The sequence below is a fragment of the Alcanivorax sp. genome (assembly GCF_002726155.1).
In the GTDB taxonomy this organism is placed as follows: domain Bacteria; phylum Pseudomonadota; class Gammaproteobacteria; order Pseudomonadales; family Alcanivoracaceae; genus Alcanivorax.
The window spans coordinates 77,513-93,392 of the sequence record NZ_PBSH01000050.1 but is presented as its reverse complement, the minus strand read 5'-3'; the positions used below and the strand labels follow the sequence as shown (position 1 = coordinate 93,392).

The 15,880-nt window shown below is 59.6% G+C and carries 9 protein-coding genes; 2 read left to right on the top strand and 7 right to left on the bottom strand.

Features of this window, described 5'->3' with window-relative positions:
- Positions 1-137: 137 nt before the first annotated feature.
- Positions 138-3,425 (bottom strand): hypothetical protein, encoded by a 3,288-nt coding sequence (locus CL546_RS15370; RefSeq protein WP_290496525.1) that lies wholly within the window; start codon positions 3,423-3,425, stop codon positions 138-140.
- Between the two features lie 204 nt (positions 3,426-3,629).
- Positions 3,630-4,628, bottom strand: coding sequence for an alpha/beta hydrolase (locus CL546_RS15365; RefSeq protein ID WP_290496523.1), 999 nt, complete (start codon positions 4,626-4,628; stop codon positions 3,630-3,632).
- A gap of 109 nt (positions 4,629-4,737) precedes the next feature.
- Between CL546_RS15365 and CL546_RS15360 the strand changes: the two genes are divergently transcribed.
- A complete protein-coding gene (locus CL546_RS15360) occupies positions 4,738-5,568 on the top strand; it encodes an ion transporter (protein WP_290496521.1) in 831 nt (276 codons plus the stop codon).
- Between the two features lie 204 nt (positions 5,569-5,772).
- Here the strand turns inward: CL546_RS15360 and CL546_RS15355 are convergent, their stop codons facing one another.
- The 5 genes from CL546_RS15355 to nirB all read right to left on the bottom strand — a co-directional run bounded on the left by CL546_RS15355 (position 5,773) and on the right by nirB (position 13,884).
- A complete protein-coding gene (locus CL546_RS15355; RefSeq protein WP_290496519.1) occupies positions 5,773-6,624 on the bottom strand; it encodes a peroxiredoxin family protein in 852 nt (283 codons plus the stop codon).
- Between the two features lie 399 nt (positions 6,625-7,023).
- A complete protein-coding gene (locus tag CL546_RS15350; protein WP_290496517.1) occupies positions 7,024-9,684 on the bottom strand; it encodes a nitrate reductase in 2,661 nt (886 codons plus the stop codon).
- Positions 9,681-10,979, bottom strand: coding sequence for an NAD(P)/FAD-dependent oxidoreductase (locus tag CL546_RS15345; RefSeq protein WP_290496516.1), 1,299 nt, complete (start codon positions 10,977-10,979; stop codon positions 9,681-9,683). Before CL546_RS15345 ends, CL546_RS15350 begins: the two co-directional genes overlap by 4 nt.
- Positions 10,980-11,004: 25 nt before the next feature.
- A complete protein-coding gene (gene nirD, locus CL546_RS15340; protein WP_290496514.1) occupies positions 11,005-11,349 on the bottom strand; it encodes a nitrite reductase small subunit NirD in 345 nt (114 codons plus the stop codon).
- Positions 11,350-11,352: 3 nt separating this feature from the next.
- Positions 11,353-13,884 (bottom strand): nitrite reductase large subunit NirB, encoded by a 2,532-nt coding sequence (nirB, locus tag CL546_RS15335; protein ID WP_290496513.1) that lies wholly within the window; start codon positions 13,882-13,884, stop codon positions 11,353-11,355.
- Positions 13,885-14,208: 324 nt separating this feature from the next.
- On the opposite strand from nirB, the gene CL546_RS15330 reads away from it, so the two are divergent.
- A complete protein-coding gene (locus CL546_RS15330; protein ID WP_290496511.1) occupies positions 14,209-15,681 on the top strand; it encodes a NarK family nitrate/nitrite MFS transporter in 1,473 nt (490 codons plus the stop codon).
- Positions 15,682-15,880: the final 199 nt, after the last annotated feature.

The following is a 15,880-nucleotide window of genomic DNA, read 5'->3' as shown; positions in this document are numbered from 1 at the left end:
AGAATGTCCCCAGCTCGACTGCCGCTACGCTCAGTACGACTGTGGGCAAGCTGCCACTACAAAACGCGCCCACGCCAGTCAGCACAAAAAAAGCCCGGCAATTGCCGGGCTTCTTCAAACGTTTAGCAGAACTAACTTCAGCCGCCAAACAAACCGGCCAAGCCAGAACCTCCCTCCAGCAAACACTCGAATGCCAGCGTCGGGCTAAGGCCTCCTGCAGCCGCATCAGGGCAGATTCCATCAAGGATCGGATCAAGCGGCGTGCCGTCACCGCCAGCGCCACCACTGATGGCTTCCATGAAGCACGCCGCAGGGTCCACGTTACCGTCGGCAGACTCTTCTGAACAAATCTGGTCGGTCAGCGGATTGGAGCCCGAGATGGCATCCTGAATATCACCGAAAGCAGAACCGGCTTCGATCAGACAGTCGAAAGGCGTCGTCGGCCCCAGATCCGCTTCGGAAGCATCCGGGCAGAACTGACCCAGTACTGGCGCCAGCGGGTTGCCATCAGCACCCGGCAGGCCACCACCACCCGGAGCAAAACCACCAGCGGCTTCTTCGAAGCAGGCAGCCGGATCAATCGGGCTATCTGCAGAGGCTTCCGGACACAGTTGCTCGGTCAGCGGATTGCTGCCCAGCAGCAGCTCCTGCACATCGCCAAAGTTACCGCCAGCTTCGGTCAGGCAATCCAGCGGAGTGGTCGGCCCCAGATCCGCCTCGGAAGTGTCCGGGCAGAATTGAGCCAGTACCGGCGCCAGCGGGTTGCCATCAGCACCCGGCAGCTCACCACCGCCCGGCGCAAGACCACCGGCCGCTTCCATGAAACAGGCTGCCGGATCAATCGGGCTGTCTGCAGAGGCTTCCGGACACAGTTGCTCGGTCAGCGGATTGCTGCCCAGCAGCAGGTCCTGCACGTCGCCAAAGTTACCGCCAGCTTCGATCAGGCAATCCAGCGGAGTGGTCGGCCCCAGATCCGCCTCGGAAGTGTCCGGGCAGAACTGAGCCAGTACCGGCTCCAGCGGGTTGCCATCAGCGCCCGGCAGCTCACCACCGCCTGGCGCAAGACCACCGGCCGCTTCCATGAAACAGGCAGCCGGATCAATCGGAGCATCCGCAGAGGCTTCTGGACACAGCTGCTCGGTCAGCGGGTTGCTGCCCAGTAACAGGTCCTGCACATCGCCAAAGTTGCCGCCAGCTTCAGTCAGACAATCGATCGGCGTGGTCGGGCCCAGATCTGCTTCGGAGGTATCCGGACAGAATTGAGCCAGTACCGGCGCCAGCGGGTTGCCATCGGCACCCGGCAGCTCACCACCGCCCGGCGCAAGACCGCCGGCCGCTTCCATAAAGCAGGCTGCCGGATCAATCGGAGCATCCGCAGAGGCTTCCGGACACAGTTGCTCAGTCAGCGGATTGGAGCCCAACAGCAGGTCCTGCACGTCCTGGAAGTTACCACCGGCTTCCGCCAGGCAATCTACCGGAGTGGTCGGGCCCACTTCGTTTTCAGCGGTTTCCGGGCAGAACTGCTCCAGCACTGGCGCCAGCGGATTATCACCGCCCCCACCGGGTAGGCCGCCAGCACCACCGGCCGCTTCTTCAAAGCAGGCAGCCGGATCAACCGTACCGTCAGCAGACTCTTCCGGGCACAGCGCCTCGGTCAGCGGGTTGGAACCGGAGATCAGATCCTGAACGTCACCAAAGGCGGAACCGGCTTCGGTCAGACAGTCGATGGGTGTGGTCGGACCCACTTCACCAGCAGCGGTTTCCGGGCAGAACTGTTCCAGTACTGGCGCCAGCGGATTATCGCCACCACCACCGGGCAGGCCGCCAGCACCACCGGCCGCTTCTTCAAAGCAGGCTGCCGGATCGATAGGCGTGGTCTGGGCCGCTTCCGGGCACAGGTTTTCAGTCAGCGGGTTCGGACCGAGCAGCAGGTCCTGCACATCCTGGAAGTTGCCACCGGCTTCCGCCAGGCAATCTACCGGGGTGGTCGGGCTGACTTCGTTTTCAGCGGTTTCCGGGCAGAACTGTTCCAGCACTGGCGCCAGCGGATTATCGCCACCACCACCGGGCAGACCACCAGCACCACCGGCCGCTTCTTCAAAGCAGGCAGCCGGATCAACCGTACCGTCAGCAGACTCTTCCGGGCACAGCTGTTCGGTAAGCGGGTTGGAACCGGAGATCAGATCCTGAACGTCGCCAAAGGCGGAACCGGCTTCGGTCAGACAATCGATGGGCGTGGTCGGGCCCACTTCCCCTGCAGCGGTTTCCGGGCAGAACTGCTCCAGTACTGGCGCTAGCGGGTTATCGCCACCGCCGCCACCGGGCAGACCGCCACCGCCAACTTCCATGAAGCAGGCTGCTGGATCAATTGGGGTGGTCTGGGCCGCTTCTGGACACAGGTTCTCGGTCAGCGGGTTCGGGCCCAGCAGCAAGTCCTGTACATCGTCAAAATCACCGCCCGCTTCTGCCAGACAGTCCACAGGGGTTGTCGGACCGATCGGTGCGGCTGCGGTATCCGGACAGAATTGTTCCAGCACCGGCGCAAACGGGTTACTGCCATCACCACCGCCCGGGTCGCCGGGGAAACCACCAATACCCATGGTCGCTTCGGCGAAGCAATCCGGCGGGTTCACTCGGCCATCTGCCGCATCCTGAGGACAGATCTGTTCTGTCAACGGATTGGGCGCGGTGATCATGTCGATGATGGTGATATAGACACGGCTGGCTTCATCCAGACACGCGGTCGGAGAGGCAGGGTTGGGCGCAATCGAGCCGGTTTCCGGGCAAAGCTGCTCGGCAATCGGATCTGCGGCGCCATCACCACCGTCACCACCACCGGGCAAATTGCCACCAGCGGCGGCTTCTGCGAAGCAGTTGGCAGGGTCGACTGTGCCGTCCATGGATTCTTCAGGGCAAATCGCCTCGGTAATCGGGTTGGAACCGCCCAGCAAATCGCCGGCATTCTGAAGATTGCCCGCCGCTTCCTGCAAACAAGCCGCAGCAAAGGTGCCGGACTGCTCGAAGAACCCGGTCAGGGCAGTCTGCGGATCTTCCTGCAGCATGGCAGGATCAAACAGGCCGGCAGGATCAAAGGCCACCGCCGCATCCGGGCAGAACTGCTGAACAATCATGTCCTGTGACAGCTCGAAACCGGTGTCGTCTTCCGACCCTTCTTCACCTTCAGTCAAACACTCACCGGGATCCATGGATCCCCCATCGCCGGCGTCGCCAGACGCATCCGGACACAAGGCATCGGTAAGCTCATTCTGTTCGTCGATGATCTCTGCGATTTCCGGTGGTAGCGCGCGCGTGGCAGCGTCCGAGGTGTTGGAAGCGGGCGTTGAGCTGCTGCCTCCCCCACCACAGGCTGCCAGCATTGCCGCAAGGGCGCTGCTGCCGACCAGAAGTTTGAATTGATTAGCCAAGATGAACCCCTCCATCATATCTTTGTCGTTATGGCCCCCAGAACAGGAGCTGGTAGCATCGACTATGAAAGGGATGTGCAATCTGCTGTAGAGCAAGGAGGTTGGTAGACTGTTAACAAGCGTAGCCAGCGTTACCCATTAGTGTCTGAACAAGGCTCAGGACAACTTTTTGATTACAGTCCGGCCATGATCGGCAGCGAGTAGCTAGTAGCCTCCGGCAATCTGCGCACGGGCCCGTACATGGGCCGCCTCATCGCTGTGGCCTAGCCTGGCATTCACAAATACGCCAATCTCACGCAGTGCCATACTGGCCTCGGGCAACCAGGCGGCAAGGGCATGGAACACATGGGGCATCTGCTCCCAAACCTGCAACGTATGCTCTACCCCCGCCCGCTCGGCCTGGTCCGCCACCCGCACCGCATCACTGTAAAGCACCTCAGTACTGCCCACCTGAATCAGCAATGGTGGCAACCCCGAGTAATCGGCAAACACGGGGGACAACAAAGGCGCAGCCGCATCCTGGCCCCGGCTGTAGGACTTGGCCACAAAGCGCAATGCACCAAGCGGAATCAACGGATCGTTGTCTGCATTAGCGTGAATGCTCTCACCGCTGCAGGTGAGATCCCCCCAAGGGCTGATCAGCACAGCCGCAGCAGGTAACGGCAGTTTCAGTTCACGCAACCGCAGTAAGGTAACCAGGGAAAGATTGCCGCCGGCGGAATCCCCCGCCAGCACGATATGCTCCGGCCGGTAACCGGTATCCAGCAACGCCTTGTAAGCGCGCACCGCATCTTCCAGGGGTGCGGGGTAAGCCCAGTCAGGCGGCTGGCGATAATCCAGCGCCAGCACTTTGGCGCGGCATTCACGGCTGAGCCGCCAGGTCACCGCCCGGTGGGAACGGGGCGATCCGAAAAAATAGGCCCCCCCGTGAAAATACAGCACCACCCGATTACTGCGCACGTTGCGCCCGGCAATCAACCACTCACCAGGGACTCCCCCCATATGAGCGCGGGCAATATGCACTGACGAAGGCACCGGTAAAGCCAGGGTAACGGCATCAAAGCCCAACTGAGAGAATTTCATAAAACGGCGGCTAAAGCGGATACGACTGACCACCGGTTTGACCACACCCTTGATGGTCCGGGTGATCACTTTTCCTTGCCAGCTCCGGGCCGGATAATGTTTCTTGTTGTTGTCTGCCATGCTTTTGGCCGTCCCACTGTAGAGACTTGAGCCTAAGTGGTCATCCCGGCTTGAACAAGCCACAATAAGTCACACTTTATTCATCCACGGTCAAGGATTTAACCCGCGTATGAAAACCCTGCGGCAACGCTGGCAACACATCATTTTCGGCACTGACACCCCCGCCGGGCAGTTATTCGACATCATTCTTATTGTGGCGATTCTGGGCAGTGTTATTGCCGTGATGCTCGACAGTGTGTCCAGCCTGCACGAAGAATACGGTGTCGCGCTGTACGCCGCCGAATGGTTCTTCACCATTCTGTTTACGATTGAATACACCATCCGGCTGTGGGTCAGCGAACGGCCGCTGCGTTATGCCCGCAGTTTTTTTGGCGTTGTGGATCTGTTGTCGATTATCCCCACCTATCTGAGCCTGCTGATCCCCGGCTCCAATTACTTGCTCACCATCCGTGCCTTGCGCGTACTGCGCGTGTTCCGGGTGATGAAACTGGCCAAGTTCATGGGCGAGGCCAACCAGTTGGGCATTGCCTTGATCCGCACCCGACGCAAAATCGCTGTGTTCATGTTTTCCGTGTTTGTGGTGATTATTATTTTCGGCAGCCTGATGTATGTGGTGGAAGGCCCGGAGCATGGTTTCTCCAGTATTCCGCAGAGCATTTACTGGGCCATTGTGACCATTACCACGGTGGGCTATGGGGACATTTCACCGCAAACATCACTGGGGCAATTGATCGCATCGCTGGCCATGATCACCGGTTATGCGATTATTGCCGTGCCCACCGGGATTGTGACCGCCGAAATCTCAGCGGCCCGGGTGAGCATGCGTTATGAACGTGAATGCCCCGGTTGCCACCGCCATTCCCACGAGCCCGACGCCCGCTTTTGTCAGCAATGCGGTGAAGAATTACCGAAGCTTTCCCTGAAAGGGCCGGATGATTAAAGACAACGGCAGATTTTTAGCTTCCAGCTTCCAGCTTCTAGCTTCTAGCTTCTAGCTTTGATCGTCCTGCGGACAATGTTCGCGCTACGCGCGGTTCGCACCCTAAACGGTGCTCCTACAGCGACTTCGTAGGAAAGCAGATGCTGAGGAATTTTTCCGCCTTTCTTTATCGAAGCTAGCGTAGCTCGTAGCTCACCCCTGCTTTTACCCGTCAATCAGGCCCTTCTCACGAAGCACCTGAATAAACAGATCAGGCTCTGGGCGAACCCGGTAATTGTCTGTCAGGTGCTGATACACCAGCCGGCCTTCGCCATCCACGATAAATACCGTTGGCATGACGGTGTCACTGTCGTAGCCCAGCGCCTCCAGCCCGGCCGGGGTACCACCCGCATCGACAATACCTAAAGCACGCGCCGCCTGATTGTCATCATCGCGCAGGTATTCAAAATCCACCTGAAATTGCTTTGCCAGGTCCGCAGACTGGCTATGGGATTGCGGGCTGATCAATGCCACACGCACTCCTTGGGCCTGCAACGACTGGTACTGCGCCGCCACTTCACGAATCTGTGCCATGCACAACGGGCACCAATTACCGCGGAAGAACAGCATCACCATTGGTTGGCCCGCGTAATCCGCCACGGTTACCGGCTTGCCCTCCAGGTTCGTGAACGTAACGGCCGGCAACGGTTCACCCAGCGCCACATTTGCCCCGCGAGCACCATAGCGGCTATACCAGCGGATATAGGCGTGCACCCCGAGCAGGTTGAGAACCGCCAGGCTAACCATCACCACACAGGCCTGACCGGCCAATGCCAGGCTGATAACCGCCAGCGTACCCAGCAAGGTCGGCCAAAATACCGTTGGCAGATTCTCGCTGGTGCGCGCCGGTTTCAATACGAACAGATAACTGAAGAATCCCACCGAGGGGACACAGGTCAGCAACAATACCGCCCACGGCCAGCCGCCACCGGTAAACAGCTGCCAGAGCGCCATGCCAGTGGTGAACACCGCCAGGGAAATAAAGGTGGAGATAAACAGTGATTTAAGGCTTTTCATCGTCGTTCCCGTTTCGAATCAGTGGATAAGATGCGAAACAGGAACCCGCGTTACAAGGGAGCCTCTGAATAACTCCTTGCATGCTCAGTCTTTCAGGCTGGTTCGCCCCCTCGGCCAAGGTAAAGAGGGGCGCGCTTTTGAAGGTGTCCCCTAACTGGGATCGAGATATGTCCATCCATCGACTCTTCACCTTCAACACGCAACAACGAGTGCGGGCCAGCCTGAAAGACCCGAAGGGCACGGCCTGGAGCGCCCATCTGTTACGCCTTGTCTCTTGGAAAGGGAACCACCCTGACCATCGAGACAAGACACAACAGCTGCACGCTCCAGACCACGCTGAGTACGCAAGGAGTTATTCAGAGGCTCCCAAGCAAAATGATGCCAGGAAGAAAATAAGAATCAGCTGGTGCAGGTTTCCAGCAAGCCGCGCAGCTCCGGAATACAGGAGCCACAGTTGGTGCCCGCCTGGCAGCCTTTGCCGATAGCTTCCACGGAGTCCGCGCCCTCTTCCACCACACCCTCGATGGTTTTCTGACGGACCTGGAAGCAGCTGCAAATCACCGGCCCCAGGTCTGGCCCTGCATCCGCCGGTTGCCCGGCAAGGATCGCCATGTGCTGGATGTCCGCATCGTCAGCAAAGCAATCTGCCAACCAATCCACGTCGCACACCGGCAAGGTTTCGCCGATGGCCAGCCAGGCCAGCAAGCGCCCGTCCTTGTCCAGCGCTGCACGCCGATAGTGGCCAGTGGCTGGGTCGTTTAGCGCCAGCCATTGTGCTGCCTGTGGCAACCAGTCGTGGAGCTGTTGTTCGGTTAGGTCCGCATCGCCGGCCAGCCGATAGCGTTGTACCTGGCCCGCCTGCAAAAATGCATCGACGGGAACTCGGGCCCAGTACTCCACGGCGGGTGGGGACGCCGCCGTGAACAACCAGCCATGCCAGCGGGGTTGCCAGTCGCTGACGTTAACCGGCGTATGTTTGAACGCCGGCTGGCCGGAATGCGGATCCAGACGTGCCGGCACCAGGGCATCCACCCGGGCGCGGCGAGAAAACTGATCGGTCCAGTGCATGGGCATGAACGCGGTACCGGGGCGCTGCCCGGTATCGCGGGTGACCCGCACCAACGCATCACCGACACGGCTGGTCAGGCGCACGAAGCCGCCCTCCTGCAGTCGATAACGCTCGATATCCTTGGGATGCAATGCCGCAAAGGGCTCGCTGAGATGGGCAAACAGGCGCCCGGCTCGGCCGGTGCGCGTCATGGTATGCCACTGGTCCCGAATTCGCCCGCTGTTGAGAATAATCGGGAAGGCATCGCCGATCTGGCGCACAGGGGGATTTTCACAGGTCACAAAACGGGCCCGCCCACTGGGAGTAGAAAACTGGCCATCGGCAAAACAGCGGGGATCGCCCTTCAGCGGCCACTGCTGTGGCTGCCACTGGGCATATTGGTCGGCGCTCAGGTCCGCAGCTCCGGTCAAATCCAGCCGCTTGCCAAATTGGCCGGCCACCGCGGTGAGCGCCGAGTACTCGGCAAAAATGTCGCGTTCATGCTGATAAGGAAAGGCGTCGGCAAAGCCCATGCGTTGCGCCACTTCGGTAATGATCCACCAGTCTGCTTTCGCTTGCCCGGGGGCAGGCACAAAGGGCCGCTGGCGCGATACGCATCGCTCGGAGTTGGTGACCATGCCGGATTTTTCGCCCCAGCCCAGGGCCGGCAAGCGAATATCCGCACAGGCCAGCGTGTCACCGCTGGCCACGCAGTCAGATACCACCACGGTGTCGCAGGCCATCAGTGCCTGGCGTACCTTGTCCGCTTCCGGGAGGGAATCCACCGGGTTCGTGGCCATGATCCACACGGCTTTCACCTCGCCGCTGGAAACCGCCTCGAACAGCTCAACGGCAGTAAGACCGTTTTTTGTGGCCAATGCCGGCGCCTGCCAGAAGTCCGCCACGGCGGCGTGGTGCGCCGGGTTGTCGATATCCAGATGCACGGCCAGCTGGTTGGCCAACCCGCCCACTTCCCGGCCCCCCATGGCGTTGGGTTGCCCGGTGATGGAAAACGGGCTGGCACCGGGCTTGCCTACCCTGCCAGTGGCCAGGTGGGCATTGATAATGGCATTGCCCTGGTCAGACCCATTGCGGGCCTGATTCACGCCCTGGGAAAACACGGTAACGGTACGCTCGCAGGTGGCGAACCAATGATAAAACGTGGTCAGGTCCACCTTGCTCACACCCATCTTCGCGGCCAGTGTGTCCCAATCGTTGCCCTGGCTGCGGGCGGTTTCCAGGGTCGCCTGAAAGCCTTCGGTATGGGCGTCGATGTAGGCCTGGTCCAGCGCTTTGTTGTCGTCCAGCCAGGTGAGCAAACCATTGAACAGCGGCACGTCCTGCCCCGGGCGAATGGCCAGGTGAAGATCGGCCAGGTCACAGGTAGCCGTGCGGCGAGGATCAATCACCACCACTTTCATGTCCGGGCGCGCCTGTTTGGCGGCCACGATGCGCTGATACACGATGGGATGCGCCCAGGCGGTATTGGAGCCGGTGAGGATGACCAGGTCCGCCAGCTCCAGATCTTCGTAGCAACCGGGCACCACGTCTTCACCGAAAGCACGTTTGTGGGCGACCACGGCGCTGCTCATGCACAGGCGGGAATTGGTATCGATATTGGCGCTGCCGATGTAGCCTTTCATCAGCTTGTTGGCCACGTAATAATCTTCTGTCAGCAGCTGGCCAGACACGTAGAACGCCACCGCATCTGGTCCGTGCTCCTCGACGATGCGACGGAACCGCCCGGCCACTTCATCCAGCGCCTGGTCCCAGGACACCACCTCGCCATCCACTTCCGGATTCAGCAATCGGTCCTGATCGCCCAGGGTTTCCAGTACCGATGAACCTTTGACGCAGAGCCGCCCGGCATTGGCCGGGTGCTGCGTGTCCCCTTTCAGGGTTACGCCGTCGGTGCGGATACCACAACCCACGCCGCAGTACGGGCACGTTGTGCAGATGGCTGTACCGGCGTTCGTTGCCACCGCTTTAGGGGTATTCGCTTCAGCACTCACGCCGCGATTTCCTCCGAATTCTGATCTCTGTCGCCGGGGCGTTTGCAGAAGGCCTCGCCCAGCAACAGGGTTTCACGCAGCGCGCTGATGTCTGTCTTTTCCTTCCACAGTTTTTCGAAAAACGGGGCGTCAGACACATCGCCATAGAGCACCATGCCAACCACACGGTTATCGCGAATCTGCAGCCGGCGGTAGCTGCCCGGCAAATTCAGCTGCTGGGTTTCGCCCGGGCTGGCGTCCTTCTCTTTATCACCGAGAAAATCTCCACAAGACACCAGGTCGATGCCGGAAATTTTCAGGCGTGTGGCGGAATCCGCGTAGAGATAACGGCGGTGCCCCAGTTCCGCCAGGTGGCTGGCACAAACAGACGCCTGTTCGTACAGCGGAGCCACCAGGCCAAAGGTGCGCTCGCGGTGTTCCACGCATTCGCCGATGGCATAGATGGCCGGGTCAAAGGTCTGCAAGGTATCGTCAACACGGATCCCTTGATTCACCGTCAGCCCGGCACTGGCGGCCAGTTCGGCACGGGGCACAATGCCCACTGCCTGCACCACATAATCCGCCGGCAACCGCTGGCCATCTGCCAGGTGCACGGCGGCCACCCGGCCATGGCGATGCTTTTCTGAGCTGCTTTTTCCTGAGCCTTTTTCTTCCGGGTACGTGCCTTCGATGGACTGGGTGCGCGCCTGCATTACGAACTTGAGCCCGCGGGCCTCCAGGTCCTGTTGCAGGCGATGCCCTGCGCTTTCATCCAGCTGCTGGTTGAGCAGATGGCCGCGACTGTGGACCAGGGTCACGTCATGCCCCTGCTTCACCAGCGCATCCGCGGCTTCCAGCCCCAAAAAGCCGCCGCCCACGACCACCACCCGGGCAGCCGAGAGCGACAACAACCGTCGTACATCGTAAAGATCCCGGAAACTGACAACACCATCCAGGCTGACGCCTTCCACCGGTAACTGACGCGGCGCCGCCCCCGTGGCCAGCAGCAACCGGTCGTAATCCAGCAGGTGCCCGGCAGCGGTTTCCACCTGCCGCCGGCGGCGATGAATCGCCACCACCGGGCTACCGGTAATCAAGCGAATATTGCGATCCCGATACCACTGGTGAGGGTGCGTGGTAATGGTCTTTTCATCGGTGCCACCGCCCAGCAGGGGCGACAACATGACGCGGTTGTAGCCGGCGAAGGGCTCATCCCCCACCACCGTGATCTGATACAGATCCGGTGCCAGGCGAGTCAGCTCTTCCAGCAGGCGGCAAGCCGCCATGCCATTACCCACTACAACCAGTCGCTTCATTCGCACGTCGTCCTGTGGATTTGTTTCAGGCCGGGGTGGCCAGTTCGATCACGTCACCCTGCACCCGCACCGGGTACACGGTCAGCTTGACGCTGTCGTCTTCGATGCATTGCCCGGTTTCCAGGTCGAAGTGCTGCTTGTACAGCGGTGAGGCGACAACACGCTTGTCACCCAATGAGCCCAACAGCCCCCGGCTGAGCACGTTGGCATGGCTAAACGGATCCATGTTGTCCAACGCGTAGAACTTGCCGTCACGAGTGCGGAACAAGGCGGCCTGGCCCTTGGGCAGGCGCACGCCTACCCCGGTGCCCGGCAACACGTCGTCAACGCTGCAGATTGCTTTCCATTCCACGGTCACTGCGCTATTCATGGCTTACGCCTCCTCAACCAGTTCGATGCGTTCGTGCTCGTAGGCCGGACGACGCTGGCCGCGCTCACGCACGTAGGCCAGGTTATCGTCCGCTTCGGCGGTCTCATTGATGAAATGGTTAAAGCGTTTCACCGCTTCCGGATCCTCAATGGTGGACTTCCACTCGCACTGGTAGGTCTCAATCACGTGCTGCATCTGCGCTTCAAGTTCGTCACCCATGCCCAGGGAGTCGTTCAGGATCACGTCTTTCAGGTAATCCAGTCCGCCTTCCAGGTTTTCCAGCCAGACACTGGTGCGCTGCAAGCGGTCCGCTGTTTTGATGTAGAACATCAGGAAGCGGTCGATGGTCTTGATCAGCTGCTCGTCGGTGAGATCCGACGCGAACAGATCCGCGTGGCGCGGACGCATGCCGCCGTTACCGCACACATACAGGTTCCAGCCCTTCTCGGTAGCGATCACTCCCACATCCTTGCTTTGCGCTTCGGCACATTCGCGGGTACAGCCGCTCACCGCCATCTTGATCTTGTGTGGGCTGCGCAAGCCCTTGTAGCGATCCTCTACCTGAATGGCGGTGCCCACGGAGTCTTTCACACCGTAGCGACACCAGGTGGAGCCCACACAGGATTTCACCGTACGCAGGGATTTACCGTAGGCGTGCCCGGTTTCAAAACCGGCATCCACCAGAATTTTCCAGATTTCCGGCAACTGCTCCACACGGGCACCGAACAGATCCACCCGCTGGCCGCCGGTGATCTTGGTATAAAGATCGTATTGCTTGGCCACTTCCCCCAGCACGATCAGTTTGTCCGGGGTGATTTCGCCACCGGCCACACGGGGCACGATGGAATAGGTGCCGTCGCGCTGCATATTGCCCAGGAAATAATCGTTGGTGTCCTGCAGCCCGGCATGTGGTTTATTAAGTACCCAGTCGTTCCAGCAGGACGCCAGCACATTGGCCACGGTCGGCATACAGATGTCACAGCCGTCACCGCTACCGTGTTTTTCCAGCAGCTCGTCGAAGGTAGTGATCTGCCCGACGCGCACCAGGTGGTAAATTTCCTGGCGGGAATACGGGAAGTGTTCGCAAATGTGGTTATTCACTTCCACACCGCGTTTTTCCAGCTCGCTGTCCAGCACCTGCTTCACCAGCGCGGAACAACCGCCACAGGTAGCCGACGCCTTGGTGCAGGCTTTCAGGTCGCCCACGGTCTGGGCACCGCCGTCGATGGCGGCACACAAATCGCCTTTGGAAACGTTGTTACAGGAACAGATCTGCGCCGTATCAGGCAGTGCATCGGCACCCAGCAGCGGCGCACCATCAGACATGGGCGCCACCAGCGCAGACGGGTCACCGGGCAGGTCCATTTCGTTCAGGCAAAGCTGCAACAGGTTGCCGTAATCCGCGGCATCCCCCACCAGCACGGCGCCCAACAGTTTCTTGCCGCACTCACTGATTACCGCTTTCTTGTAGACACCGGCGGTCTGGTCCATAAACACGGTGCTACGACAGCCGGGCGTGTTGCCGTGAGCATCACCGATGGAGGCCACATCCACGCCCATCAGTTTCAGTTTGGTGCTCATGTCCGCACCGGCAAATTGCTGTTCGGCCTTGCCCATCAGGTGCTCGGCCGCGACTTCGGCCATTTGGTAACCCGGCGCGACCAGGCCAAAGATGCGACCTTCCCACAACGCCACTTCACCAATGGCATAGATATCTTCGTCGGAGGTCACGCAGTGGTTGTTGACCACGATGCCGCCGCGTTCGCCGATGGCCAGCTCGCAGGCCCGGCCCAGTTCGTCCTGGGGACGAATGCCCGCCGAGAAGACAATCACATCGGTTTCCAGATACTTGTCTTCACCGAAGTTCATGCGGTGCGTGCAGTTTTCGCCGTCGACAATATCCTGGGTACCGGTGCTGGTGTGCACGGTGACTCCCAGTTCCTGAATCTTGTCTTTCAGCAGGCCGCCACCGAAATCATCCACCTGCACGGCCATCAGGCGCGGGGCGAATTCCACCACGTGGGTCTCCAGGCCCAGATCGTGAAGCGCCTTGGCCGCTTCCAGGCCCAGCAGGCCACCACCGACAACCGTGCCCACCTTGCCGGTTTTGCTGGCGGCAATCATGGCGTCCAGGTCGTCGATGGTGCGGTACACAAAGCAGTTATCGCGATCATTACCGGGGATCGGCGGCACGAACGGATAGGAACCGGTGGCCAGTACCACCTTGTCATAGGGCAGGGTCTCACCGGTGTTGGTGGTGACCGTTTTGCCAGCCCGATCAATCGCGTCAACTTTGGTGTTCAGTTTCAGCGTAATGCCGTGCTCTTCGAAAAAACCTTCCGGCACCAGCGACAGGTCATCGGCGGTCTTGCCGGAAAAGTAACTGGTCAGCCCTACGCGGTCATAGGCCGGCAGAGGCTCGGCACACAGTACCGTAATATCAAAAATCTCCCGGCCACCCTGGACCACCAGAGACTCCAGATAACGTTGTCCGACCATCCCGTGGCCGATCAGAAGAAGTTGTTGCTTTGCCATAAGGCTCACCCTCGCGGTGCGTAACTGACACCCGCACTACAGCAATCCCTATGCCAACTTTATAACTCTATGTAATTTATGGATTTATTCTCTTTTTTTCCGAATAACCACAAAAAACCTGCTTTCTTTTAATGCGCCAGTGCACGAGATGAATGCACTTTTATGTGCACCGATATGAACCACAATCGCGCTCTCCCTTTGCGCACAGCCGGTGCATTTCCCTCGCAACAACACCGCTTACCCAAGACAAATCAAACAGTTAACTGGCTGGCACAGGAGTTGCTCGCAACCCCCCACCGTTAATCGCCCATGCATGGAGTAGTCATGAGCGCAGATAGACTGAATCTTCTGAATTTTTCATTGCCACGCATCCGCCTTCTCCATTTAAGTTGGGTGGCGTTCTTTATCAGTTTCGCCCTGTGGTTTTCCCACGCCCCATTAATGGGGCACCTGCGCGAGGTCTTCGACCTGACCAGCGAACAGGTAAAGGCATTACTGATTCTCAACGTCGCCCTGACGATTCCGGCACGGGTGGTGATTGGCTCTTTGGTGGATCGCTTTGGCCCGCGCCGGGTTTTTTCTACCCTGCTGATGAGTGCAGCTCTCCCCTGCTGGGCCTTCGCCCTGTCCAACAGCTTTGAGCAACTGGCGATCAGCCGCTTGCTACTGGGTTTTGTGGGCGCCAGTTTCGTGGTCGGTATTCGCCTGATCAGTGAATGGTTTCCCGCCCGGGAAGTGGGCCTGGCGGAAGGTATTTATGCCGGCTGGGGGAACTTCGGCGCCTTTGCCTCTTATGTCACGCTTCCCACCCTGGCCCTGTTTTTTGGTGGCGAAGACGGTTGGCGCTGGGCGGTGGCCAGCACCGGCTTTATTTCCTTCTTTTACGGGCTGTTCTTTATGTGGCGCGCGCGCAATACCCCCGCCGGCGCCTCCTATTTCAAACCGAAAAAAGCCAGTGCGCTGGAAGTCAGCAACCGGCGTGACCTGTTCTTCTATATTGGCGCCAGCCTGCCGTTGTACATCGCGTTGTACATCATCGTGTGGCGGCTGGGCCCGGCAGGATTTCGCTTGTACGACAGCAGTACCCAAGCCATTTTCATCGTCGCTGTCAGTTTGCTGGCCGCCATTCAGTTATCTCAGATATGGAAGGTCAATCGCGAACGCTGGCAGCAAAGCGCCCCGGAACAGGACAGCTATCCCTTCAAGCAGGTGGCCATTCTCAACCTGTCTTACTTCATTACGTTCGGCTCGGAACTGGCCGTGAATTCCATGCTGCCATTGTTCTTCCTTGACACATTCAGCGAAGTCACACCGGTCACCGCCGGTTTACTGGCGTCCGCCTTTGCCTTCACCAATTTAGTGGCGCGCCCCGGCGGTGGCTGGCTTTCCGACCGCATTGGCCGCAAGAAATCCCTGACCATTCTGTTCTGTGGGTTGCTGATGGGCTTTGTGCTGCTCAGCCAGATCAACAGCGGCTGGCCTGTCCTGCTCGCCATGGCGGCCACCATGGTCTGTTCCTGCTTTATTCAGGGCGGCGGCGGTGCCATTTTTGCCACTGTGCCGCTTATCAAACGCCGCCTTACCGGGCAGATTTCCGGCATGGTCGGCGCCTACGGCAACGCCGGCGCCGTGGTCTTTCTCACCGCACTGACGTTTGTGGATGCCAGCACCTTCTTCCTGGTCATCGCCGCCTGCGCCACCGCCGTACTGGTTGCCGTCCAGTTTCTGGACGAACCCAGGGGGCACATTGCAGAGGTGGATGAAGATGGCCGCGTTCAATTAATCGAAGTGAGCTGAATGGCCTTACATGCGCGTGCCCCATTGCGCCGGCCATCCATCATCCACCCCACCCACAGGAGCAGGGCTCGACCCCGGCTCTGCGGGTAGGGGCAATGCCCCAATCACGAACACTTTTCGTGCACCACCCTACAGCTTGCCGTTTCACCAACAGGCACCCTGTTTTCTAAAAAAGCACAAGAAAACAAAATTAATTCAT